The organism is Secundilactobacillus paracollinoides DSM 15502 = JCM 11969, assembly GCF_001311135.1.
Lineage (GTDB): Bacteria > Bacillota > Bacilli > Lactobacillales > Lactobacillaceae > Secundilactobacillus > Secundilactobacillus paracollinoides.
Window position 1 is genome coordinate 233,560 of the sequence record NZ_BBAG01000001.1, and the last position, 24,754, is coordinate 258,313.

Genomic DNA, 24,754 nt, shown 5'->3' on the forward strand with positions numbered 1-24,754 from the left:
AACTAGACCTAGCCACTAAACTAAGCGCATTTTAAAAAGGGGAACTGATATGAACTTAACATTCAAATTTGATGACGAGATTACGGTCAACCGGCTAGGATTTGGGACCATGCAACTGCCTGGCACGGGTGTCTGGGGGCCAGCTGATGATGAAGCAAACGCCGTGAACGTCATTACAACAGCAATCGACCACGGCGTCGACTTTATCGATACGGCGGATTCATATGGCCCGCTCTTTGCCAACATCTACCTGAAAAGAGCGCTAGCACAACGCTGACAACCATGTTCTGGTGGCCACCAAAGTTGGGTTTACGCGTCAGGGACCCAGTGAATGGACCGAATTAGGCAATCCAGCCTACCTGCGTCAACAAGTTGAAGAAAACCTGTTCTCCTTGGGCTTGGACCACATTGATCTGTTGCAGCTGCACCGCATCGATGCCAACTACTCGTTAGAAGACCAGATCGGTGAACTGGCAAAAATGCAGCAGGAGGGAAAGATCAAGCATATCGGCTTGAGTCAGGTCTCCATTTATCAGCTGAAGTCGGCACAAAAGATCACGCCGATCGTGTCAGTTCAAAACCGCTATAATTTAATCGATCGTGCGGATGAAGATGTGCTGAACTATGCGGACGAGAATCACATTGCGTTCATTCCTTGGTTCCCATTAGCGACTGGTAAACTGACGGACGACAGTCAATTGACAACAATTGCCAAGAAATACGACGCAACACCGTCACAAATTGCCTTGGCTTGGCTATTAAAGCGGTCTGAGGTCATCCTGCCAATTCCAGGAACTTCGTCAAGTGAACACGTCATCAGTAACGTTGCAGCTCAAAATATTGCGTTAAGCGACGCAGATTTTGATGTGTTAAGTAAAATGAGTACAAAATAGGCATAGATTTAAACAAAATAACGCCACCTCAAAAGTCTAACTCGATCTTTGAGATGGCGTTTTTTCGATGTTCAGTACCCAGTCAAGACTGGCGTAAAATATCAGCTGTAAACTTTTGTTGGGCTTGCTGGGCAAGAAATTCTAACGGTCCCGAGAGTTGATGGTTACGGTGATAGGAGGCGCTAAAGTCCACACTGAGCTGCGAGATGGGCAGTTTAAACGCATTTATCGTCGCGCGTTGAGCTGTCGATAAACGCGTCAACATCGCTGTGGAAACAATTGTGCACCCAAGTCCCTTTAATACGAGATGTAACGCAAATAACAAATTTTCTACCTCGATCAACGGAATGGTTTGCACGCCCTGATCTGAAAAATAGTGATCGATCATCTCCTGCATCCGTGACTCACCTATTGACCGAATAAAGGGTTGGCCATTGAGGTGGGTCAACACATCAGCAGAAAATGGTCGCCAGAATTTGCCCGGTTGAAAGTCATCAAACGTTGCTGGGATAACTAATGATAGCGCAATCGTGGTCAACGGAAGAGAAACAACTTGCGGTTTATGAATCGTTTTTCCGATAAAAAAGTCTAATTGACGGTCAACGAGTTGTTTTTCTGCCTCAGAAGTACTGACTTCGATGATGCGGGTTCGCATGTTCGGGAACCGGCTGTAGAAGGCTGGTAACGTATCTGGATACCAGGCCATCGCAGCGGGTGGCGTAATGCCAAGCGTGATCGTTTGCGATTCAGTTTCCTTCAGTTGTGTCATCTCAGTCACCATGGCTTGGTTCAAGTGCTCGGCACTTTTAAGGTAGGTCAATAACCGCTCGCCAGCGTATGTAAGCTGAATGGGCCGATGGTCACGATCGACTAATGTAATTTGGTACTGCGCCTCCGCCGTTTTAATGACGCGACTAATATAGGGCTGTGAAACAAACAAAGATTGTGCAGCTTTCGTCATACTTGAATGTGACTGGATGGCCTCGAGAAAAACAAGCGATCTATTTCCCACAACAATTCCTCCTATCTATGTTAACTAGTGTCAGTATAGGATAAAACCGATTACAAAACAGTAATACTACAAAAATAAAAAGTTATTTCCAATTTTTGGAAAGCGGATTCATAATAGGTTTATAGTAATGGTGTGATGTGTTCCAAACCATTATTGTGAAAATAAAAACAAGGATTGCTGAAAGGCAGGTTTTAACTATGTTAGCAAAAGCATCACAACTCAATTGGGATCAAACCTTCGACACCGTAATTTTAGGCTTTGGCGGTGCCGGTGCAACGGCGGCCAGATTTGCCGCAGATGCTGGGGCGTCGGTGCTGTTAACTGATTCAGCACCCAATGGACATGAAGGTGGGAATACACGATATTCTGCCCAGCTGATAGGCACCGTTGACACGGCTGAGGCTGGTAAAAAATACTACCAGCGATTGACGTACCCGATGGCGCTCGATGAGACCATGGTTGACACCTTCGTCGACGGGATGGCCCATATGCGCGACTATGTTAAAAAATATCTCGGCGTTGAACCCGTCAGTGTTAAAAACGACTTTACAAGTGTGGACGCGCCATTACCTTTGGACAGCGCAGTTCACGAATATCCTGAGTACGAAGGTCAAGAGGCTTATGATTTCACGACGGTTCACCACGGCCTATTTGACGCGGCACTTTGGAAGAATCTGCGGCAACAGGTTATCTCGCGAACGGATAAGATTACCGTCTGGTTCAGTTCACCGGCCAAACACCTGATCCAAGATCCAGATACCAAGGCCATTATTGGTGTTCAAATCGAACGCGATGGTCATCTGTACAACATTCAAGCCAAAAATGGTGTTGTGATGGCCATGGGTGGGTTTGAAAATGACCCGCAAGCCGTTCAGGATTATCTAGGTGCTGACCATCTTGCACCGCTTGGCAGTCTCTACAATAAGGGTGACGGCATCCGGATGGGAGAAGAAGTCGGTGCTGACATGTGGCACATGCAAAATTACGAGGCCTTAGGCTTATTGCATGGCATGGCAGTCGCGGTTCCTGAAGGAGAACGCGGCCGACTATTGTTAGCATGGCCAGACATCGCAAACGGCAGCATCATGACGGTTGCTGACGATGGCAGTCGGTACTTTGACGAGACCGAACCGAATCGTCATGGGCACATTTACGATCACGGCACTTGGCGCGTACCACGAACGAACGTGCACCCATACCTTGTCTTTGATCAAACACAGTATGATCAAATTCAGACTAACGGCAACGTCCCCGTCCCAGATTTTGAACAACAGTTAGTTAAAGCTGATACGCTGACTGACCTTGCGACAAAGATCGGTGCCGATACTGAAATTTTGGCGAACACCGTCGCCGATTTTAATCACTTTGCTGAAACCGGTCACGACTACGCGTTTAACCGGAAGCCTGACACCATGCGAGCCTTTGACAACGGCCCATTTTATGCCCTTAAAATGACCCACGACGTGTTGAATACTCAGGGTGGTCCCCGTCGAAATGCACAAGCTGAGGTGTTGGACACAACTGGCCAACCCATTCCGCACCTGTATAGTGCCGGCGAACTTGGCGGTATCTGTGCGAACCAGTATCAAGGTGGGGGAAATCTTGCGGAGTGTTTGATTTTTGGAAAGATTGCCGGTGAAAATGCGGCCCAGGCCAAAGCAGATTCCCAGCCCGCTGCGATGGCTGCTAGCACTGATACCACAACGGGTGCCAGTGCCATAATGGGTTGAGCAGCGACTTAAAGCCAGACATTGATTTAAATCAGATTACGCTGAGTGACAACCAATATCTAGGCGTTGATAACGATGGTATTGGTGGCGAAATTGTGGTGCGAATCACCTATGCCAACGAAACACTCCAAAATATCGAAATTGTCGCACAAAGTGAAACCGGCGAAGTTGGTGGTCAAGCCGTTAAAAAACTGCCAGACAAAATGGTTGCTGCCAACACCTATGAGGTTGACGGTATCACCGGCGCATCCGTTTCCAGCCGAGCCATTAAAAACGCGGTTAAGGATGCGATTCAGAAAGCCAAAAAGGCGCAACCCAGTCTATAAAGGACGCGTCACGTCAGTTACAGTTGATTGAAAAATGCAGTAAATAAAAAATTCGTGCAGCCAAGGACCTTCAATGAGCTGCACGTTTTTTATTCTTTTTTTGCGGCATAGTCCCTTATATTGACACGCCATAAGCGTATAATAATGAGGATTGACTAAGAAATTACGGAGATGATTTTCATCATAGAGTTGTTTGAAAAGGCCCCGATACCAAAAGCGTACTTTACGCTGGCCTTACCCGTGGTCTTTGGGACTGTGGTTTCCATGATCTATAACCTGACGGACACCTTTTTTGTGGCACAAACGCAAAACGCTAATCTGGTTGCCGGCATCACAATTTGTACGCCCTTATTTTCCATGATGATCGCACTTGGCGACATGTTTGGACTGGGTGGCAGCTCAGCAATTTCACGACTGCTGGGGCAGCGCAAATATGATGTGGCTGGACGGGTTAACAGTTTTTGCTTCTACGCGGCCTTGGTGATGGGCGTCATTGTGACGATTTGTCTATTTGTGTTTAAACAACAGGTGCTTGGCCTCCTGGGTGTCTCACAGGAAACTTACCGGTATGCGGCAATTTACTACCAGATTATGGCGGCTGCTGGTATTTTGATTATTGTGTCGCTGGTGCCCATTAACACCCTGCGAACGGAAGGCTTAGCCACTCAATCCATGATTGGAACGGCCTCCGGAACGGTTTTTAAGATTTTCCTTGACCCGCTCTTTATTTTCGGCTTTCACTTGGGCGCAGCTGGGGCCGCCCTCGCAACCGTTGTCGGTTATTTGATCACGGATTCGATTCTGATTGCCTACACGGTTCGGCGGGCGCGGTACATCCACATTAACCCGCACAAAATGCACATTCCAGGCGCGGAAGTCAAAGACGTTTTCATGATCGGGATTCCAGCTTCCGTCACTAACTTTATGACAATGCTGGGAACAGCGCTCATGAACAACTTCTTGATCAAATATGGCGCTGACAAAGTTGCCGGGTTTGGGATTGCCACCAAAGTTGAAACCATCGTGACGATGGTATTGGTCGGGTTTTGTTTTGGGTCGCAAGCGCTGATCGGCTACAACTATGGTGCCCGAAACAAGGAACGCCTCAAAAAGATCATTCAATTTGATATTCTGGTCAACGCCGGCTTTGCGTTCATCATCGCGTTGGGATTGATTGCAATTGCCCCGTGGCTATGCGGCTGTTTATGAAGGACCAAAACGTGGTGCACGCAGCCAGCTACATGTTGCGCTGGTTCCTGACCACAACGCCATTTATCGGCATTTCGCTAGTCTTTACCACGATGTTTCAGTCGGTTAACCAACCGCTGGACGCGTTTATCATGTCGATTTCACGTCAGGGTTTTATCTTTACCATCGTCATCTTCATTGTGGCGTCAGTAATGGGGTACCAAGGCGTGATCGTTTCACAACCCATTGCGGATGTGATCACCGCCTGTATTGGTCTGTTGCTGTACTGGCGCGAATTCGGGCCACGGGGCAAGGTCATCCAAAACTGGTAGCCGGATGAGCATATCCTCCGCATCATTTGACTAAACCATGTACAATGGCCTTATCAATCTAGATGGAGGCGACGATAGTGAAAGCATTTGGATACGAAAAATTTGGTGGCCCCGATGTGTTTCAGGCATTCGAATTACCAGAGCCATCCGTGAAACAGGCAACGGACGTTAAACTCAAGACCCTCGCCGTTGGTCTTAACAATTTTGAGCGCAGTCAACGGGCCGGCAATTTCGGTGGCGGCCGATTTCCGATCTTCCCAGGTCGAGACGTCGTTGGCGAAGTGGTGGCCCTTGGCGATGACGTTACCGGGGCTCTCAATTGGCGACGTTGTGATCGGCCAGGGTGGGCCGGCGTATGCTGAATACGTGGTGGTGCCTGCGCAAGTGGTGGTCAAAAAACCAGCCAACGCGTCAAACGCTGAAGCGGTCACACTTGTCACGCCAGGCATTACTGCGTACAACGCTGCAACAGCCTTTACACAGATCAAATCCGGCGACCACGTTTTCATTAATGGCGCGACTGGTGGTGTTGGGGCGTTAGCGGCACAAATTGCGAAAAATTTAGGCGCTTACGTTATCGGGACGGGGTCTTCAAAAAATGAAGCCCTGTTAAAGGAATTGCCGTTAGACGAGATCGGTTTATACGATCAGGAAGATATTGCGGCAAAGTTTGCAAATAGTTCAGACGTTGTGATCAACGCTGCGATGAACGGTAACAACGGAGAATTGCTGGGCGCCGTGGTTAAAGACGGCGGGCGCGTTGCCTCCGTTGGTGGTGAACTTACGGTTGCGGATAAAGAAATTACGTTTGAACATATCCGGCCGTTACACGCAGATCAAACGCAAACGGCGCTGACTCAGCTGGCAAAAATGCTGGGTGATGGTACGCTGGCAGCCAAGATCTTTAAGACCTTACCACTGACCCTTGACGGTGTCATTGAAGCCATGAACTGTTGGAACAGCACCATGCGCCAGGTCGAATTGTGTTGCTCGCAGATTAAAGTCATTAAAAAGCGTGGTGTCTTCGCCTGAAATGGTGAAGACATCACGCTTTTTGTTTACCGGCCAGTTAGCAGTGCATCCGCCAGTTGATCAGTGATACCACTGGCGGCCTGTTCCGAGATCTGGGTCAAAAACCCAGTATCTTGAATGGAGAGTTTGGCCCGGGCTGGACGTTGTTGCCGCCGCTTTAAAATCTCAAAGACTGTCGCACACGTGAGCGCATCGCTGTCAGCCGTGTGCGGGCGCCCTGCGTCGATGCTGAATAACGCCGCCAAAGATTGGAGCGGCACGCTGTCCTTACCGATCACTTGCTTGACTAGTTGCTCCACATCGTAATACCGCACGCAGTTTTTGGCGAGGGATTCTGGACAGATCACATCTGGAAAAAAATGGGTCAATTGAATCAGGTCATTGCGCACGCTGTACCCCAATATGGGCAAAAGGTTAGCACTGTCCCTCAGTTGGTCTTCAGGCCAGCCGAGATTCCGGGCACTCATCTTGGTCCACCAGGAGAGAAAATGCCGGGCAATCGCCTTAATATCCCCATATTTGCGATAGGTTTTCGGCGTTGTGTCTGCGTATTCCAGTCCCCGGACAAAATCTTCCGGCCGCATATTATCGTAGTAGGCAAACCGGTTAAATCGATTGGGTTGAACTTTTCCTTGATGGACGTAAACGGCGGCTACCTGCAGAGGAAAGGACTTGCCTGATTTTTGGTGTAGGCAAATTCCAGATCTAATGAAATATAATTGCTGGGGTAGTGGTTGACCGCTTCTGCTAAAAGCTGATTCTTATTAAAGGTCACCAAACTCACTTCCGCTTCTAAATTAAAAGACTTCAAACAAGTTATTTATACTTAGTATAGCGTAAAATTTCACCAAAATCAAACATACGTTCGTGTAAAGAATCAGCGCTATTCTTTACATAACGTACATCAAATCGTTACAAACATGTCCATTTTTACGTCTTTCTAGACTGGAAGGCACTACGTCTTTTAATACTGGTAAATAAGGGGTACAGTAGGAGTAATCAACGCACCGACAAAAAATCCGTAATAAAGGAGCCATCGCCCCATGTTTCAAGAAATTGCACCAGATGTTTTAGACACGCAGTACCTCAACACACCGCTATCAGACGATGCCTACGTCGTGACGATTCATCAAAATCAGCTCTTATTAGTTGGTGAAGGCGCCGAAACCCGGCTGCCAACCTACGCTGAAATTAAGACCACTTATGGCCAAAAACTCGCAACATTGCGCTATTTATTGGCGGTGGGCGACCACCATTTCTTTTACCTGAGCACCGATTTGCCAGAGCTAGGTGACTTTTCGTACCAGTCCATGAACGCCCTGCGGCACACCGCACCTAAGTGGCGGGCCTTCGCATCCGTCACAGCGGGCCACCTCGCTGTTTGGTACGCAAATAACCAGTACTGCGGCCGCTGCGGTCACTTATACGAACCAGGCGCTGGCGAACGAAAGCTGGTCTGTCCAAACTGTGGGCAGGAACTGTTCCCGCGAATCTCGCCAGCCATCATCGTTGCGGTGAAACGACATGATCAGATTTTGTTAACGAAGTATGCCAAAGGGTACGACCGGTTTGCGCTTATTGCCGGTTTTGTGGAGATTGGAGAAACAATCGAGGAAACTGTTCGTCGTGAGGTCTACGAAGAAACGGGTCTTGAAGTCACCAATCTACAGTACTTTAAAAGTCAGCCGTGGGGCTTTTCCCAATCGATCCTAATGGGCTTCTTTGCTGATTTAGCCAACGGGGATACTTATGCAACGGATGATTACAAGTCGGACCCAGACGAGCTGGCTGTTGCCAAATGGTTTAACCGGGACGACATTCCAACCGATGATAATAATTTAAGTCTGACGAAAACAATGATCTCCGCGTTTCGTTCAGGCGATATTTAATAGGTGCGTTGCCTCAAGACAACAGCGTCAGTCATCGCGCAGATAAAAACACCCATCCAGAATTTTGATTCAAATTCGGGATGGGTGTTTTTATTTTGCAAAAATCCGTCAATAACTCTTTTAATACCGGGGATGAGACTGCGGATAACGCAACCGCCGACAAAAATACTCGACACGTCACACATATCGCAGTACAATGTATCTAGAAACAATATATCACACTACGATATATAGAGAGGTGATACACATGCCGATTGAAGATCAACTCCCCATGACGGAGAGTGCGTTCTACATTTTATTATCGCTGCTAACGCCCCGTCACGGGTATGGCATCATTCAACACGTTGAAACGATTACGGCCCACCGAATCGTTCTGGGGGCCGGAACCGTTTACGGCACGCTGAAGAAATTCCAAAAAGCCCAGCTCATCGATTTAGTGGATCAAACCACTGATCGGAAGGTCTATCAAGTTACTGAAACTGGCCGTCAATTACTCTTGGCGGAACGCAACCGGCTAAACGAACTTATCACGAACGCGGAGGTGCTCGACCATGGAACGCAAACAGATTAAGCTTTTTCCCGTATGGGCGTATCAAAAAGAGGCACAGTACTTGACCAAAATGGCACATGCAGGCTGGAAATTTACGAACTGGCGACTGGCCCGCTACCACTTTGTCCAAACGGAAACCTTATCCGGAACGATTCAACTCGATTTCCAAGCCAGTGAAGATATTGCAGCCTACGTGAAGCTGGCCCAGGATGCCGGTTGGCAGCTGATATTCAAACACGAAACGTTAAATGGAGCCTGGCTCTACTTCTACAATTCAGACGTGACTGCCAAGCTATACACTGATAAGACAAGTAAGATCTCCTTGTTAAATCGGCTCCGCACCCGTTGGACGATTTTTGGCCTTGCGATATTTGTTTTCGAACTGTGGTTGATTGATCCTTTTTCCGTTTCATTTGTGCAGCAAGCAAAAACGGTTGGCATGATGGTGTTTCTTGCACTTGTTATTTTTGAGATCGGCATCTATATTTGGAATTTCATTGCGCTCACAGGTCGGATTCGAAGGTTAAAACAGTGAATGACTGGACAACTATCCTGACGTCAACCCGCGACCTTCCTGCAATCTCAGCCATTAACGAAATTGGTGCTTGACGGCCATCTTCGATCCAGTCGATGGTCATGTTGTACAGTCCCGCAGCAACAAAGCTGTTCCAATACCGGGCGTAATCACCTTCAAAGGGAATCGTTTGGGCGTTGGTCAAATAAAATTGACTCACGAGCTGGGTGAACTGCTGGCTCAAAATAGTTTCAGCACCGCTCTTAATCAACACCTCAAACAGGGCACTATTATGTGCCACATAGGTAAAGTAGGCCTCGCTGATCACAGCGGGGTCCTTTGTCGGCAGCGCGTTGAGTTCATCGTAGAATGGGTCAATGTAGTGGTTAATAATCTCGCAACACCGCATCCTTTGAGTCGTAGTTGCGGTAAAAGCCCATCCGCGAAATACCCGCTTTCTTTGCGATGGCACTGATCGAGATGGCAGGGTACGGTTGTTCTTTCATCAGTGCAAACAGGGCTAACTGAAGACTTTCTTGACTTAAGGCTTTTTGCTCATGACTATATGGATTTGACGTAACAATGACCTCCTAACTGTAACGGTACAGCGCAATTGGCTTGTAATTGACTTGCCTCAAGACTATCATGTTCCCATAGCAGTTACAAGTGTAACGTCAAAGGAGACCATAATCTAATGAAAACCCCACAACAACCCATTAACAGTCCCTTCACCATGAAGCGACCAGCAAGCAAGTCATGCGCGGCATCAATTTGACCGGTAAAACAACCATCGTCACAGGCGGTTATAGCGGCATTGGCCTCAAAGTGACCGAAGCCCTCGTCAAGGCCGGCGCCCACGTGATCGTGCCCGCAAGAACCCTTGAAAAAGCGCAAACCGCTGCCGGCCATCTACCCAATGTTGAATTCGGCGTCCTCGACCTTATGGATCCGGCATCCATTGACACCTTCGCAGCCCAATTTCTCGCCCAGCATCATCAATTGGACCTGTTAATTGAGTGCGCTGGCATTATGTTTGCCCCGCTCAGGCGGTATAGCCGGGGAAATGAGTCCCAGTTTTCTACGAATTATTTGGGGCATTTCCAATTAACTGCCAAACTGTATCCCGCCTTGAAGGCAGCGGGTACGTCTCGGGTCATCGTGGTGACCTCGCGGGCGCAATCTTGGAACGGCGCTGATTTCCAGGATCCGAACTTCGATCATCGCGACTACGATTCTCACGTCGCCTATGCGCAATCAAAGGCGGCCGACATCCTCTTTGCAGTTGAACTCGATAAACGCGCACAAAAGGATGGTGTGCGGGCATTCGCCGTTCATCCAGGAATGGTCCCAGGAACCGGTTTAGGACGCTTTGTGAACAGCAATACGCACCTCCAGCACGCCATGGGCATCGTGATGAACAATTTGCAGGCGACCCGGTTGATCAGTACCCGCAACGCGATGAAAGCGCATCGTTACGGCCTAACGGAATACGATTATTTTAAAACGGTCAGTCAGGGCGCAGCCGATATCCTGTGGGCGGCCACGAGTCCGTTACTCCGAGATAAGGGCGGCGTGTTTGTGGAAGATTCAAACATTGGAACGGCTGTGAGCGCCGAGAGCACCTCAAAATTCGGGGCGCGGCCATGGTCGATCGACCCACAGTTGGCAGCAAAACTCTGGTCGCTTGGAGAGCAGTATTCCGGGACGAAATTCAGCCTTTAAAAAAGACGTTCGGCTACTTGCCAAACGTCTTTTTTGATAGCACCTATCGTGCCGCAACGATGTTAAACGACTTGCGGTTCATCATATAAATCACCCAAATCAACGGCAGGGTCACCAGCATCACTGGGTAGAACAAATGCAGTGGGAACACGCTCTTTAACGCGCCACCCAGCATCGGTCCCAGCGACATTCCAAGATCCATGCCAATGTAAAACGTGCTGTTTGCAAGACCCTGTTCGTTTTCGGGAACGATCAGCAGGGACGTTGCCTGACAGATGGAATACATGAGCCATAGCCGCCAGCAACACCCAATGCAGCAAGGCACAACCACACATTATTGGTGAGGCGGGTGAGGGCAATCAGACCGATAAGGGTGCTGATTAAACTCACGTACAAAAATTTACCAAAAGCAACGGTGTCAAACAGGGACCGTAAACTCAGGCGCAGGATGATCAAGAAGACCGCGTAGATCGGGAAAAAGCTGCCGACGGCCACGGGAGGTGCAGCGTTTCAACGTAGCTGACAATGTACGCCTGGGTTGCAAAGTAGGGCAGCGCAAACAACATCAAGATCATCGCCAGCGGAAAGACCTTCGGCTGAATCAAATGTGCCTTGTGCTGAACAGGCTGACGTTCTGCCTTGGTCACCATCGGCGCCCCCTTATCGCCCACGAGCTGAACGAGGATGATCATGAGTGCACTGCAGATGACAGCGGCACTGAACGCTTTGCGGTAACCAAACTGCTGGTAGAGCGCAATGCTGAGGGCGGGCGCGATGGCAATGCCAAGCGCATTCATCAACCCATAGATGCCCATGCCAGACCCAAGTTTTTCGCGCGGCAGTAAACTTGCCATCCACGTTGCCATACAAACGGAACACAGCACGTAGCCGACACCGTTAATGATCCGAAAAACCATCATCCAGGCAGTGTTACTGGCAATCATGTATCCGATCGTCGCAATCAGCAGGCAGATACCGCCAAGTGACGCCAGCAGTTTCTTTGAGTACCGGTCTGTCAGCTGACCGGAAAGCGGCCGCAAAAAGAGTGACGTAATGTTCATGGCACCGGCCACAAAGACCGCCATGAGCGTCGTGCAGCCGATGCCCTTGGAAAACCCTGTGATCAACGGGTTAATGAACATGGCGCTTGCAATATAGCAAAAACTCGCCGCTAGAATTAAAATTATATTGTGATTGTAGAAATGTGGTTTTGTCATGCGTTAGGCCTCTTCGTTCGTTAAATTTAAGTAAGCAGTATGTAAGGCGGCCGCGAATTGGGCAGTGTCGGTTTGTGAGAAACCAGCCAACAATTTTGCACCAGTGTTCACGCCATTTGTTTTTAGCTGGTGACGCACCTTGAGACCCGCATCGGTTAACTGTACGCGTTTTGCTCGCCGATCCGTTGGGTCCACGCTAAGTGAAATCAGATCCTTTTTGATCAACCGTTGAATCAGCATTTGAGCCGTTGCGTGTTGAATGTGAAACCCATTCTTCAGCGCGGTGATCGTACTGTTGGGATGTTCATCAAAGAAATTGATCGCATCAGCCTGACCCGCCGCAATCCCTAAATATTTTAGGTGGGCATTTCGCGTTTTTGTGACAGTGTTTGCGAGCAGCAAGACCGCCCGCGCAATTTGATAGTCTGTTGTTGTCATTTGTAACCTCCGTCTCATAATGTACAGCCGACTGTATATTATCGTCAATGGGGCTTTTTCCTTCTGAAAACAAATGAAAGGTGCTGTCTCAATCATGAAAACGATTACTTTTGCCTGCAATTATTTTGTGAAAACGTGTTATGATAGAGACGTTAAGGCAAGGCAATTAAACGATATGCCGGTTGATAAGTGTCACCAATAATGTAAGCGCTTTATTAGCCGGCTTTTGAAGGGAAGTTTATTGTTATGAGCAAACAATATCAAGGAACCGCAAAGGGCTTTCACGGCAACATCACAGCCACTGTGACCATAGAAGATGACAAAATAACCGCTGTCACTGCTGAAGTTGAGCCGGGCACGGTTGGTGCACTGGGAGTTGCCCGGTTAGCTGACGCCATTTCGGCAACGGGCAATCCTGACGTGGACGCCATCACGGGGGCAACGGTAAGCTCTTACGGGTTTGAGGCTGCGGTGCACAAGGCCACAGCGGTCGCAAAGGGTGATCTCACAGCAGACCAGGCACTGGATGCCGCCACTGAAGACCCCTATAAACTCGCAGATGTGACCACTGGTGCTTCTGAAAACGTCAACGTTGTCGAACGCAATCCATCACCGGTGACAAAACCCGTTCCCTATAACAGCGATGTTCACTTTGATGAAACGTACGACGTGGTCGTGGTCGGTGCCGGTGGTGCTGGGCTTTCAGCCGCAACCGAAGCGGCGCAGGCAGGCCTATCCGTTTTCATTAGTGAAAAGGCCGGTATTCCAGGCGGGACCACTAACTTTTCTGGCGGGGTCATGCAGGCGCTGGCACGTCCTATCAAAAGGACCTGACCGATTACGATTCAGATAATCCAGACAAACACGCCAGTTACTGGATCGACGCTGGTGAAGACCAGGTCGACATGACCCTTGTCCGAGATCTCGCCAAAAATGCGCCCAAGAATATCGACTGGCTGGCCGATATGGGCATTAAATGGCAGTCCGTTTATGGTAACACCCACATTCCGGCCACCAGTTCACTGGACTTTGCTGACCGGATCCACGTTTACGACAACGGCAAGGGTGGCGGCATCGTCCTGACCCAGACACTATTAAAGGCCGCTTTGGACGCTGGTGCCACTATCAGTTACGATACGCCGACTACTGCGCTGATTCAGGACCGTGACCGGAAAATCGTTTACGGTGTGGTGGTCAGTCAAAATGGTGAGAAGAAAGTGATTGCTGCTAAGCGCGGCGTTATTTTAGCAACCGCCGGGATCGACCACAACCTGGAACTCGCAAAGGCGCTGAACCCGCAACACTATAGTGACCTCCAGCATAAGGCCAATCTATCAGCGTGACGGATACCGGCGACGGCATCTTTCTTGGCATGGCTGCCGGTGCCGGGATCAACGGGATGGGCGGCACGATCGACCTGGATGGGAAGACCGGTAATGCCACGAATGACCAAGTACCGTCCATGCCAATGATCTACGTCAACGCTAAGGGCAAGCGGTTTGTCTGTGAAGATGCCACCTATGCGTTTACCATGCGGGCTGTTTTTCAGCAGGAAAAGCAGCTTGGTAAGCCGACCTACATGATTTTCGACGACAATAGTATCACTGCTGAAGGGAGTGCTTGGACCGCTGAAAGTCTCGCCAAGGATCTAGCCAGCGGCGAAGTGAAAAAGGCCGATTCCATCGCTGACCTTGCGAAATTAATTCACGCACCGGAAACGAATTTGTACGCCACATTAAAGGAGTGGAACGCCAACGTTGCGAATGGCGGTGACCCGGTTTATGACCGGCAAACTGGGATCGCGCCACTAGACGCACCGTTCTACGTCCACCAAACAAAAGCGATGAACCTCGGCGCAATCGGCGGGTTGACCATTAACGTTGAGGGCCAAGTCCTCGACGTCCTAGATGCCCCGATCAAGGGACTGTACGCTGCCGGCTGGCTTGGCCCGTACTATCCAGGGTCAGGAACCGCAATTGCGGGGATCGTCCATCAGGGTCGTAAAGCGGCACAAACTTTAATTAAAAAGCACGTTTAACACAAAAAACGACTGTGAATCCAATCATCCGCAGTCGTTTTTTCGTCGCCAAACATGACAGACGATTATGTTTGTTTTCGCACAATTATACCCACATCCGCCGCTAGCATGGTAAAATTCAAGTATCAGTTAAGGGGGAGAAACAACACATGAAACAGCGCCGACTAGCAGTACTCGTCGCGATTTTGGCGGGCGTGGTGACCATGGGGATCACGACCACCCAGGCACACGCACGCGAGTACACCATTAACAAGTACCACATTAACGTTGCCGTCGACAAAAACGGGAACGCGGAACTGACGCAAAATATTACCTACAAGTTTGACGGCTCATTTAATGGGGTCTATTACAACCAGGACATAACGGGTATCAAGGGGTTGAAGAATCCGCAGATCACGGCCACTCAAGACGGTCGTGAAACCACACTGCGCCAAAGTAATAGTGAAGCGGCGAATACCTACCAGACCACAGCCAGCAATAAGAACTATCGGTTTAAGGTCTTTTATCCGACCAGTGACAGTCAGGTGACTTTCCAGTATAAGTATCAACTCGACGGGGTCATCACCAACTATATCGACACCGCGCAACTCAACTGGAAGATCATCGGCAGCAAGTGGGATGTCCCGCTGAATAACGTCAAGATCAAGGTTGCCTTACCAGCCAAGAATATTGACAAACTCCAGGCCTGGACACACGGCCCACTATCGGGGCATACGGCTGTTAATCGACAGGCGGGTACCGTCACCATGACGGTCGATGAAGTGCCAGCCAACACGTTTGTTGAAAGTCACATGCTATTTCCAACCAGCGTGACCCCGACAAATACGAATAAGAAGAACACGCGTCATTTAAAACAGGCGCAGCAGCAGGAAGCCACGCTGGCAAAACAGGCCAATCAAAAGCGGTTTTGGTCCCGCATGATACCGCTTATTGCCGGTATTGTGATCTTGCTGATCGGTGCTTGGCATTACCTGTATCAACGTCGCTGGTTCAACACGCATCCGGCGCAACACATCACGGAACAGCCGGATGTGCACAACTATGAGATTCCAGCGTACGATGCGGTGACGTCCCAGGTATTGTTGTCCCGGGAAGACCCGACGGATGAGGCCTTCAGCGCGTGGTTAATGGAACTGGCGGCAGCTGGCGAGATCACGATTGCCCAAGAAGACGGCAAGCATCACAAAAAGACTTACCGGTTGACAGAAACCACCAAGTTGACTGCTGAACACAAGAAAAATAAGATGCTCAACTTCATCTTTGATCAGGTGGGAGAGGTCGGTAGCGATGATCACCGAACCGTCACCTTGGCTGAAATCAACCGTTATACTGGCCATGGCCGCCACAATAACCTGTACGATAAGTTCTCAGCCTGGCAGTCAACCACCTACACCCGCGTCAAAAACATGGGGTTGTTTAACGATATCAACCAAAGCGTGAAGAATCACGGCTGGATGTTGATCATCATCAACGGTGTCCTGTCGTTTGCGGGCATTCTTGTGTTCGCCTTCGCAGACAGTACCCCGCTGGCAATTGGTTGGCTGCTCACTTTGATTCTGTTTATTTTAAGCCTGGTCACGGCCATCAGCAGAATGTGGCACTTGTCGCCGTACACTCAGGAAGGCGAAGACAAAGTGGCGCCGATCCAGGGCTTTAAGGACATGTTAAACGATATTGGCCATTTTGACCGCTCAGAGGTGGGTGATTTAATTCTGTGGGAACAGATCCTACCGTATGCTGTGGCCTTCGGGTCAGCCAAGAAGGTCATTAAGCACTGCAGGCCAACTTTACGGATGCCGAACTCCAGACAGGCATGCCAGTCTACTACCAGATGTTCTTCTACGGCACAGGCTTTAGCGACAGTTTCGCCGGCCAGTTCAATACCGATTTCAACGCCAACGTGGGCAGAACGGAAGGCAGCAGCTCAACCGGCGGCTCAGGAGGCTTTAGCGGCGGCAGTTCGGGTGGCTTTGGTGGTGGATCGGGAGGAGGCGTGTTTTAGAGTAGAGTGTGGAAGAAGGCGCTTTGAGGGCGGAGCGTAAGCTGACCCTGGCAGAAAATCCCGGGCCTGGATTTTTTGCCAGAGTCAGCTTACGCAGTAGCCCTCAGCCTTCTGGAACACGTTTCCGCTATATAAAATAGGGGCGCAGTAGCCATAACTCCCCGATTGCAATAAACCCGAGAATCCGAACCTGACTTTTCGGACCAGAGCGACTTACACAGAAGCCCTCACCACCAACATCAAAAAACAAAAAAAGACGCAATCAAAATCCCATTCAAGAGATTCCAATTGCGTCTTTTATGATGCGGTCAAAAGCAACGATGACAAATGAGCAACACGCACCCATCTAATCCTGCCTATCACCCGCACGCTTTGACTTCGTCTGCCAGTTCATTTTCATATACAAATGCCCGTCTGTCAACTCTGTTAGCATTTGTTGCAGGCGTTTTTCCTGCGTGGCCGGCCGCTTGGCCTGTTGAATCCAGCGCAGATAATCATTTTGCTGGTAGTGGGGTCGCGCGTTAAATTGCGCCAGCAAGCCAGCTTGGGTCAATGCTTGTTGAATTTCAGGCGGCATGGCCTCAGTCGATCGTCGGTGACGCGCTGCCGTTTCAGGGTGAGCTAACCGTGACCGCACCAACTTCGTGATCAGATTGGTCGGCAAGGGGCGATCATAAGGAAACTGAATCGCACCCTTAGAATGGGTGTAGCCATCCAATTCATCCGCCAGCTCGACCAAGGGTGCCGCTGTGGGATAAAACCCTAGATGATGCTTGTTGGCGATAAAGTGCACAAGGTTGTGCTGCTGCCAAAACGTCGGCATCCCATAACTGATGCGTTCCTCGGCGTCAGGCAACAATTGTTTCAACAGTGCATAAATTTGTTGTAGATGGGGCTGTGCCAGGGTTGGCGCCTGGTCAATATAGTCTGTGATCACAGTCATGAGCCTCACGTCCTTTTGTACCGAGTATACCATAGCATCCAACCAAAAAGAGGCTTCCTTAAACCACCACGTGCCAGTTTTAAGAAAGCCTTCTAAACCATCATTCGGTTTAATCGTGATAGGCATCAATGCCTTGTTTCAACCGGTTCAACCCATCCGTCAACTCGGCAGTGGGACAGGCCACGCTGATCCGAATAAAGAGTTTACCGTTTGGTCCGTAAGCATTCCCGTCAGCGACAATCAGCCCGGTCTTTTCCCGCAAAACGCGGTCAGTGCCGCAGCATCCGTCGTCACAGCACTGACGTCCAGCCACATCAAATACGTGGCATGACCAGTGATCACGTGGACCTGAGGGAGGTTGGCGGCCATAAATGCAGTTAACTGCTGCTTGTGGGCCGTAATGACCTGGCGCAATTCTGTGACCCATTGCGCCCCAAGGGTATAGGCGGCAACACTTGCGGGTACCGCAAACGGGTTTGGTTCTGCCAGTTCATCCGTGTTCAGCCCGCGGTTCACAATTGCCCGTAATTCTGGGTTGGGCACGATCACTGTTGCAACGTGCATGGCGGCAACGTTAAAGGTCTTGCTTGGCGAAACACAGGTGACACTATTTTGCGCGTTCACGTCGTTTACAGACGCAAACGGCACGTACTGATAGCCCGTATCCGTGACGTCACCATGAATTTCATCGGCAATAACCACCACGTGATACTTAGTAGCCAGCGCACCGATACGTTCAAGTTCAGTGGTTTCCCAGATATGCCCGGTCGGATTGTGTGGGTTACAGAAGATCATGAGTGACGTGAGCGGGTCGGCCATTTTTGTTTCCAAGTCGGCCCAGTCAACGGTGTACGTACCGTCAGTATAGACGAGGTCGCTGGATAAAACGTGACGGCCGTTATTCAAAATGGAATTGTAGAAAATATTATAAACGGGTGACTGAATCAAAACGTTGTCACCAATCTGGCTCAACCGTCGCACGGCTGACGAGATGGTGGGCACAACGCCGGTCGCAAACAGCATCCAATCCGTTTTCGGCTGCCAATCATGTTGGTCACGATACCAGTTTGCGACGGCCTCAAAGTAGGCCTGGGGCACTTCTTCATACCCAAAAATCCCCGTTTCAGCTCGCGTTTGAATCGCACTGACGATCTCAGGTGCGGTGCGAAAGTCCATGTCAGCGATGCTGAGCGGCAGTTCATTTGGTTTGACGTCCCACTTCACAGAGTTGGTGTTACGACGATTTACGGGTGATTCGAAATCATACGGCATGTTGCTGATCCTTCCTTATTTGTATTTCGGTGCGCTGACGGTCGATCTGCGGATCATCGAAAATGACTTGGCCAATGGCGGGAGCAACAATGCGGCCGTTCACTGGATTCTTGACACTGTCGATTGCGGTGGTCACGGTAGTATCAACGTCGGAACAGTACTCAAAAATAAGATCCGAGTTGACCATACTACAGTTTTGAAGTGTCAAGTGGTCCACGTAGCACAGTCCCTGGTCGCTTTCGATCCAGCAATTGACAAACGTGATGTTTTTCGAATTCCAGGCGAGATATTCACCTATTAACGTGGAATCGTAAACGGTCACGTTATCGCAATTCCAAAACGCATCGTGGGTCATGAACGTCGAATTGTGCACCTCAACGTTCTTTGACCCATCAAAGGCATAGTTGCCAGTGAGGTTCAGATGATCGACAACCACGTTTTCGCAGTTTTTTCCGAAGTAGTCCCCGGTCGCTGTGACGTGATCCAATTTCACATCAGTGCACCACCAAAGCGTTTCAGCGGCATCACTGAAGGTGACGTTTTGAATGTCAAGATCAGTGGCGTGACGAAATGTCTTGGTGTCTAACACCATGGTATCACGCATGGCGAGATGGTGGGTGTACCAGATTCCAGCGTGAGCACCCTGTTGCAGGGCACTATCCGCGACGGTAATGTCGTTGGCATACCACAGCGGATACTTCCACTTAAATAGGGTGTGGTCGATGGCGAGATTGCTGGCGTGTTTGAGCGGCGATTCACCATCCCTGAAAGTACTATTCGTAATATGGGTGTCGTGGGCTTGAAACAACGCCCGTTCACCCGTTAAGGTTTGTTGGTTAATTTCTTGAGTTAATTTTTTCAATGCAGTATCACAGCCGGGTAGAACCGGACTGTTTAATCTAACTTCCTCTCTGTTTGACACAATTTCCATGCCGCAAGTGCAGCATGCAACAAACAGTATAGGACTTAAAGTGTACTTTAAGTCAATTAAAAAGACTTTTTGCAGCTTAAATGTGGTTTAGTCGATCTTATCTTCACCACCAAACAAGCAATTATCGAACAACCAACGCATAAGCTGATCGGGGTCGCCGTCAGCATCGACCTGATGTAGCCAACTTCGAAAGTGAGCCATTTTATGAGGTGGCATTGTGAAGATACCAGCACCGGCATGCAGCAAAATAGTATTAGCTGCGAAATACGCGGTTCGCTTGTTGTCATCTTCAAAGTATTGCCAACGTGAACTATCTGAAAATAACGTGAGGGCTTTCGCAGTTGCCGATAATGGGCTCGTTATCAGTCGTTGAAATTGGTTTTTAACGGCCTCCTTAAACTGAGAAACTGCGTCACAATTAGTTTAAACTTTCAGTATTGGCCCGTCTACCGCCAATATTGAAAGATCACTTTCATCTTAATTGTGGAACAAAAAGAGACTGAAAAATAGCTTTCAATCTCTTTAAACAAATCTTATTTTAATCGTCCTATATCCGTCATTATCTCGCCAAAACCTGTTGTGGTTCTGCCAGTAATGCCCGGCCTTTGTCATAATACCGCTGCATCTCATCCGTTGGGACTAACTTCCCGCCAGTTGCCCAAACAACGTGGGTGGCGTTCTTCAAAACAGCTTGATTTTCAAATCCGGCAACGGTTGGAGCAATGGCGCTAAAACCAGCCGCAGCCGAAGGTTCAACATAGATGTTTTGCGTATCAGCCAACAGGCTAAATACCGGTAGATATCGTCGTCGCTGAAGGTGTGGGCGCCATACAAGAGGGTGCGCATCACGCGGCCAGCAATCTTCGATGAGCGGGGAACGGCTAACCCGTCTGCCAGGGTCTTGCCGTCGATGCCCAGATCAGTGACCGCAATTTTGTCGTAGAGGTGGGTCATCATGCCCATGGTGACGGATGGCACGTGCGTTGGTTCAGCAAACACGGGATAGATTCCCTCAGGCATCATCATTTGCAGACCGAAGCTGACACCGCTGGGACTGCCGCCTACGCCAGCTGGCAGATACACGAAAACGGGGTGGTCCGCATCCGGAAAGATGCCATCGTCAGTTAACTGTTTTTGAATCTCAATGCCGGCTGCTGAATAACCTAGGAATAAGTCCTTTGAGCCTTCGTCATCGATAAAGTAAGTGTGGGGATCCTTAGCCGCTTCTTTCCGCCCTTGAGCGATCGCCACGGAAACACTGTCGTCATGCTCAACAACGGTCACGCCGTTGGCCCGCAACATGTCCTTTTTCCACTGGCGTGCATCAACGGACATGTGAACAGTGGTCTTGAAGCCGAAACTAGCGGCGGCCATACCAATGCTCAAGCCTAAGTTACCAGTCGAGCCGACCATGATGCCATAATCAGCAAATAATTTGTGGTAGTCGGGTGTTGCCAAAACCGCGTAGTCATCGGAGTAGGTCAAATTCGTTTCAGTCATGGCCACGTGTTCGGCAAACTTCAGTACTTCGTAAATGCCACCCCGAGACTTAATAGAGCCGGAAATGGGTAACATACTGTCAGCTTTAAGATAAACGTTGCCAGGAATCTCGGCCGCATTCCGGTCTTCCAACACAGTCTGCATCTTATCGATTTTGAGCAATGGTGAGATCAGCTGGCCATCTGTTTTCTGTGTTTCGGGAAAGGCGGCCGCCAGATACGGTGCAAACCGTTTAAAACGGGCAGCAACATCAAAAACTTCTGCTTGGGTAAATGGAATTTCAGCTTCTTCGCCAAATTCTGGGTTGATCCAGGTAATTGGCTGATAGTGTTGCATATTATTTAGTAGTGGGAATTTATGGATTAATTGTTCAAGTTCGTCTGTCATGATAAAACCTCCAAGTACAGATACCGGTGCGATTGACCAATGCCCGGCATCAGGTTATACTTCATGATAGCTTAAGTGTTTTAACAAAAAAATCAAAAATATATTGAGTATTAGTTTGGTTTTGATTGACTTAACATCATAGTGGAAGTCTGGAAAATGGGGGCTTTCCGCCATAATCTTGTCAGGAGGTGACGACGTGCTGGATATTTGGCGACTCAAGATTCTGATACAATTTGACACGTTAAAAACAATGAAACGGGTGGCCGACGTCATGGCCATCACGCAATCAGCCGTGTCGGCGCAACTCAAGCAATTAGAAAAAGACACCAATACCACCTTGCTGGAAAAGGTTGGCCGCAATGTTGAGTTGACGCCAACGGCCAAGGATCTCATCGCGCAGGTTCGCCCGATCATTGATGAATTAGAAGCCGTTGAAGTGTCACTGACAGGTGCGGATACCAACTATGAAGGCATTGTCCGCATCGGTGCGTTTTCCAGTGCACTACAAGAATTGGTGGTCCCAGCAACTGCGGCCGTGAACCATCAATTCCCAGCTGTGGACTTTCGGTTGGCTGAACTCGAACCACCCGCAAGTTTGACGGCGCTCAGTGCCCACCAGATCGACCTGGCCATCGTGGCCTACATTGGTGACATGATGCCGTTGCCAGCTGATCTAACGGCGGTTGAACTTGGTACCGACGCGCTCAAAGTGTTGGTCAACACACAAAATCCGTTGGCTTCCCAGACCGCGATCAGCATTTCTGATCTTCGGGACCAGGACTGGGCCATGGAACCGGATGGCGCGTATCTGAGTGACCGGGTCTGGCGGCTCTGTCAGGAAGCCGGTTACCAACCGCACCGAATTGCCACGTTCCAAGACTACGCTGCGATTCGCAGTGCCGTGCAGTATAATGTCGGTATCGGTGTGTTGCCAGGCATCACGATTCCAGCCCAGCTGACGGCAACCCGAGCGTTGCCGCTAACGCCTGGACAGCATCGGCATTTCTATCTCGTTTCCCGGAAGGCACAAGCCCACTTGAAAACGATCGAAGCCACCCAGCAGCAGATCATCCAAACGAGCGCGCAGGTGTTAACGACCAGTCACACCGCGCCCACAATCAATCGCACCCGCCAAACGACCCGGATCGTTCACGGCGCACAGCATCCAAACAGAAAGCGAGATTAACATGGCACTTCAAAAACACTTTGATTTCGGTGGGGCGACCCACCACAGCGGCGGCAGTAAATCAGCGGCCAAGAAAACGTTGCACGCCTTTTGGGACTACATCCTAGGCCAGAGCGGCTCACTGCCGGAACAACTCACTGTCGGCGACTTAGCACCCTTTCAAAAAAGCATCAAAAACCACGGCGACAAATTGATCAATTCCTATCGCGTCTCCGGTGGCGCGTTTGTTACGCCGGTTCAGGACTACATTGAAGCCAGCACCCAGTTTTTAGACCAGTTTACGCTGGACGGCGACGACCAGCCGGTGAGTGCTGACACGCAGTTAGACCTGTCCAAACGCGACTTGATGCTGCAGTTTGAACATCACGTGAATGGGTTGATTCGCCAGTATGAAACCGTGATTAGCCACTATCATCCAGAATAATGCGCTTTATTTTTTAAATGCCACAAAATAGACGCACGGAAATCTTCTGAAAAAATTTCTAAAATGGTAAACTAATAGGGATAGTTCTACGTAGTTCCTACTAACCAACCAAATTTTAGAAAAGAGGATTTGCCATGCGTTTTTTGCATACAGCCGATTGGCACATTGGCCGTCGCTTACACGGCTTTGATCTGACCGAATCTCAGGCGGATGCGTTTACTCAAATCGAAACGATTGCCAAGCCGAAAAAGTGGACGGCATTTTATTAGCGGGCGACCTGTACGACCGTGGCCTGCCGTCAGAATCATCCGTTGAACAACTCAACGCCATGATCGAACAATTAAACCTCACCGACCAGATTCCGATCTACGCGATCTCCGGCAACCACGACAGCGCGATTCGGATCGCCACCGGTGCCCAGTGGTTTAAGGCCACCAAGTTCTACATGGCAACCGATATCAAGGACGCGTTTGACCCCATTACGGTTGGGGATACGCAGATCTTCCTATTGCCGTACTTCGAACCCTTTGCGGCCGCCCAATACTTTGATGATGAGTCCATTGTCCACCTGGATCAGGCAGTTGCGGCTGCCGTGGCGAAGATGAAGACCCTGTTTGACCCGGATAAAAAACACATTCTTGAAGCGCACTTTTTCGTATCCGGTAGTACCACCACTGATTCTGAAACGCAGTTGACGGTGGGCGGATTAGCCTCAGTGCCGCTGGAAACACTGAAAGACTTTGACTATGTTGCCCTCGGTCATCTCCACGGCCGGCAGGCACTCCAGGCCGACAACGCCAGTTACAGCGGCTCACCGGTCAAGTTTTCACTGTCTGAGGCAACTCAAGAAAAAGGCGTCTACATTCTCGATACGGAAACGATGACTCGCGAATTCAAACCACTGACGCCGTTGCGTGACGTTCAGTTGCTGCACGAGTCCTTTGAAACGTTGATCGATCCCATTTTCTACAACGGGCTTGACCTTGATAACTACTATGGCATCACACTGACCGATACCAAGCCGATTCCTAACGTGTTGGCACGATTACGGGAAATCTATCCCAATATCATCACGCTGGAACGGGAAAAGGGCTACCAGGCGTCCCTGCGGCCAAGTGCCCTCAACGTGAAGCATCAGGATCCAATGGCACTGCTGGAACAGTTTTACGAACTGGTGGCAAAAGACGACCTCAGTGACCAGCAGAAACAGTGGCCGAGGACGCGCTGA

General features: G+C 49.6%; 23 protein-coding genes and 5 pseudogenes. 17 read left to right on the plus strand and 11 right to left on the minus strand.

Features of this window, described 5'->3' with window-relative positions:
* Nucleotides 1–49: 49 nt before the first annotated feature.
* Nucleotides 50–893, plus strand: a pseudogene (locus JCM11969_RS01130) (aldo/keto reductase).
* A gap of 82 nt (nt 894–975) precedes the next feature.
* On the opposite strand, the gene JCM11969_RS01135 reads toward JCM11969_RS01130, so the two are convergent.
* Nucleotides 976–1,905, minus strand: a complete 930-nt coding sequence (locus tag JCM11969_RS01135; RefSeq protein ID WP_054707190.1) for a LysR family transcriptional regulator — start codon at nt 1,903–1,905, stop codon at nt 976–978.
* Nucleotides 1,906–2,078: 173 nt separating this feature from the next.
* Between JCM11969_RS01135 and JCM11969_RS01140 the strand changes: the two are divergent.
* The 4 genes and pseudogenes from JCM11969_RS01140 (at nt 2,079) to JCM11969_RS01155 (ending at nt 6,513) form a co-directional block, all read left to right on the plus strand.
* Nucleotides 2,079–3,961: pseudogene (locus JCM11969_RS01140) on the plus strand (FAD-binding protein).
* 264 nt (nt 3,962–4,225) lie between these two features.
* Nucleotides 4,226–5,481 (plus strand): annotated as a pseudogene (locus JCM11969_RS01145) (MATE family efflux transporter).
* Between the two features lie 77 nt (nt 5,482–5,558).
* Nucleotides 5,559–5,843 (plus strand): alcohol dehydrogenase catalytic domain-containing protein, encoded by a 285-nt coding sequence (locus tag JCM11969_RS01150; protein WP_054707193.1) that lies wholly within the window; start codon nt 5,559–5,561, stop codon nt 5,841–5,843.
* On the plus strand, nt 5,779–6,513 hold the full coding sequence (locus JCM11969_RS01155) for a zinc-binding dehydrogenase (protein ID WP_082409099.1): 735 nt from the start codon (nt 5,779–5,781) through the stop codon (nt 6,511–6,513). The genes JCM11969_RS01150 and JCM11969_RS01155 overlap by 65 nt, the downstream gene beginning before the upstream one ends.
* Nucleotides 6,514–6,539: 26 nt before the next feature.
* Here the strand turns inward: JCM11969_RS01155 and JCM11969_RS01160 are convergent, their stop codons facing one another.
* Nucleotides 6,540–7,097, minus strand: coding sequence for a hypothetical protein (locus JCM11969_RS01160; protein ID WP_054707198.1), 558 nt, complete (start codon nt 7,095–7,097; stop codon nt 6,540–6,542).
* 459 nt (nt 7,098–7,556) lie between these two features.
* Here JCM11969_RS01160 and nudC point away from each other — a divergent pair, with 459 nt between their 5' ends.
* The 3 genes from nudC (at nt 7,557) to JCM11969_RS01175 (ending at nt 9,487) form a co-directional block, all read left to right on the plus strand.
* Complete coding sequence (gene nudC, locus JCM11969_RS01165; RefSeq protein ID WP_054707201.1) at nt 7,557–8,402, plus strand: NAD(+) diphosphatase; 846 nt, start codon at nt 7,557–7,559, stop codon at nt 8,400–8,402.
* A 247-nt stretch (nt 8,403–8,649) separates the two neighbouring features.
* On the plus strand, nt 8,650–8,973 hold the full coding sequence (locus JCM11969_RS01170) for a PadR family transcriptional regulator (protein ID WP_054707204.1): 324 nt from the start codon (nt 8,650–8,652) through the stop codon (nt 8,971–8,973).
* Nucleotides 8,954–9,487: a DUF2812 domain-containing protein gene (locus JCM11969_RS01175; RefSeq protein ID WP_054707206.1), complete on the plus strand. Its 534-nt coding sequence runs from the start codon at nt 8,954–8,956 to the stop codon at nt 9,485–9,487. Before JCM11969_RS01170 ends, JCM11969_RS01175 begins: the two co-directional genes overlap by 20 nt.
* On the opposite strand, the gene JCM11969_RS01180 is transcribed toward JCM11969_RS01175, so the two are convergent.
* Entirely contained in the window at nt 9,456–9,875 is a 420-nt protein-coding gene (locus JCM11969_RS01180; RefSeq protein WP_054707209.1) for a TetR-like C-terminal domain-containing protein, read from the minus strand. The genes JCM11969_RS01175 and JCM11969_RS01180 overlap by 32 nt on opposite strands.
* The gene (locus JCM11969_RS16875) at nt 9,853–9,972 is read right to left on the minus strand and encodes a TetR/AcrR family transcriptional regulator (protein ID WP_082409100.1); all 120 of its coding nucleotides are present in this window, start codon (nt 9,970–9,972) and stop codon (nt 9,853–9,855) included. The genes JCM11969_RS01180 and JCM11969_RS16875 overlap by 23 nt, the downstream gene beginning before the upstream one ends.
* A gap of 250 nt (nt 9,973–10,222) precedes the next feature.
* Between JCM11969_RS16875 and JCM11969_RS01185 the strand changes: the two genes are divergently transcribed.
* Nucleotides 10,223–11,188, plus strand: a complete 966-nt coding sequence (locus JCM11969_RS01185) for an SDR family NAD(P)-dependent oxidoreductase (protein WP_082409101.1) — start codon at nt 10,223–10,225, stop codon at nt 11,186–11,188.
* A 43-nt stretch (nt 11,189–11,231) separates the two neighbouring features.
* On the opposite strand, the gene JCM11969_RS20155 is transcribed toward JCM11969_RS01185, so the two are convergent.
* The 3 genes from JCM11969_RS20155 to JCM11969_RS01195 form a co-directional block, all read right to left on the minus strand.
* Entirely contained in the window at nt 11,232–11,474 is a 243-nt protein-coding gene (locus JCM11969_RS20155) for a hypothetical protein (protein ID WP_369523170.1), read from the minus strand.
* Between the two features lie 166 nt (nt 11,475–11,640).
* On the minus strand, nt 11,641–12,405 hold the full coding sequence (locus JCM11969_RS01190; RefSeq protein WP_369523171.1) for an MFS transporter: 765 nt from the start codon (nt 12,403–12,405) through the stop codon (nt 11,641–11,643).
* 3 nt (nt 12,406–12,408) lie between these two features.
* Nucleotides 12,409–12,843, minus strand: a complete 435-nt coding sequence (locus JCM11969_RS01195) for a MarR family winged helix-turn-helix transcriptional regulator (RefSeq protein ID WP_054707211.1) — start codon at nt 12,841–12,843, stop codon at nt 12,409–12,411.
* Nucleotides 12,844–13,089: 246 nt separating this feature from the next.
* Here JCM11969_RS01195 and JCM11969_RS19510 point away from each other — a divergent pair, with 246 nt between their 5' ends.
* The 4 genes from JCM11969_RS19510 to JCM11969_RS01205 all read left to right on the plus strand — a co-directional run bounded on the left by JCM11969_RS19510 (nt 13,090) and on the right by JCM11969_RS01205 (nt 16,923).
* Complete coding sequence (locus JCM11969_RS19510) at nt 13,090–13,677, plus strand: FMN-binding protein (protein ID WP_263849975.1); 588 nt, start codon at nt 13,090–13,092, stop codon at nt 13,675–13,677.
* A 44-nt stretch (nt 13,678–13,721) separates the two neighbouring features.
* Nucleotides 13,722–14,186, plus strand: coding sequence for an FAD-binding protein (locus JCM11969_RS19515; RefSeq protein ID WP_263849980.1), 465 nt, complete (start codon nt 13,722–13,724; stop codon nt 14,184–14,186).
* Nucleotides 14,183–14,881 carry an FAD-binding protein gene (locus JCM11969_RS19520; RefSeq protein ID WP_263849976.1) on the plus strand — a complete coding sequence of 233 codons (699 nt, stop codon included), beginning with the start codon at nt 14,183–14,185 and terminating at the stop codon, nt 14,879–14,881. The genes JCM11969_RS19515 and JCM11969_RS19520 overlap by 4 nt, the downstream gene beginning before the upstream one ends.
* Before the next feature lie 149 nt (nt 14,882–15,030).
* On the plus strand, nt 15,031–16,923 hold the full coding sequence (locus tag JCM11969_RS01205) for a DUF2207 domain-containing protein (protein ID WP_054707214.1): 1,893 nt from the start codon (nt 15,031–15,033) through the stop codon (nt 16,921–16,923).
* A gap of 306 nt (nt 16,924–17,229) precedes the next feature.
* Here the strand turns inward: JCM11969_RS01205 and JCM11969_RS20160 are convergent, their stop codons facing one another.
* The 4 genes and pseudogenes from JCM11969_RS20160 to dsdA form a co-directional block, all read right to left on the minus strand.
* Nucleotides 17,230–17,826, minus strand: coding sequence for a DUF1801 domain-containing protein (locus JCM11969_RS20160; protein ID WP_065912112.1), 597 nt, complete (start codon nt 17,824–17,826; stop codon nt 17,230–17,232).
* Nucleotides 17,827–17,935: 109 nt separating this feature from the next.
* Nucleotides 17,936–19,098, minus strand: a pseudogene (locus JCM11969_RS01215) (MalY/PatB family protein).
* On the minus strand, nt 19,088–19,960 hold the full coding sequence (locus tag JCM11969_RS01220; RefSeq protein ID WP_054707217.1) for a DUF3737 family protein: 873 nt from the start codon (nt 19,958–19,960) through the stop codon (nt 19,088–19,090). Before JCM11969_RS01220 ends, JCM11969_RS01215 begins: the two are co-directional and overlap by 11 nt.
* A gap of 628 nt (nt 19,961–20,588) precedes the next feature.
* Nucleotides 20,589–21,916, minus strand: a pseudogene (gene dsdA, locus JCM11969_RS01225) (D-serine ammonia-lyase).
* Nucleotides 21,917–22,112: 196 nt separating this feature from the next.
* Between dsdA and JCM11969_RS01230 the strand changes: the two are divergent.
* From JCM11969_RS01230 to JCM11969_RS01240, 4 genes are all read left to right on the plus strand, one after another.
* Nucleotides 22,113–23,102, plus strand: coding sequence for a LysR family transcriptional regulator (locus JCM11969_RS01230; protein ID WP_054707220.1), 990 nt, complete (start codon nt 22,113–22,115; stop codon nt 23,100–23,102).
* Between the two features lies 1 nt (nt 23,103).
* Nucleotides 23,104–23,526 (plus strand): hypothetical protein, encoded by a 423-nt coding sequence (locus JCM11969_RS01235; protein ID WP_054707223.1) that lies wholly within the window; start codon nt 23,104–23,106, stop codon nt 23,524–23,526.
* A 134-nt stretch (nt 23,527–23,660) separates the two neighbouring features.
* Nucleotides 23,661–23,795, plus strand: coding sequence for a hypothetical protein (locus JCM11969_RS20165; RefSeq protein ID WP_369523172.1), 135 nt, complete (start codon nt 23,661–23,663; stop codon nt 23,793–23,795).
* Nucleotides 23,777–24,754, plus strand: coding sequence for an exonuclease SbcCD subunit D (locus JCM11969_RS01240; protein WP_369523173.1), 978 nt, complete (start codon nt 23,777–23,779; stop codon nt 24,752–24,754). The genes JCM11969_RS20165 and JCM11969_RS01240 overlap by 19 nt, the downstream gene beginning before the upstream one ends.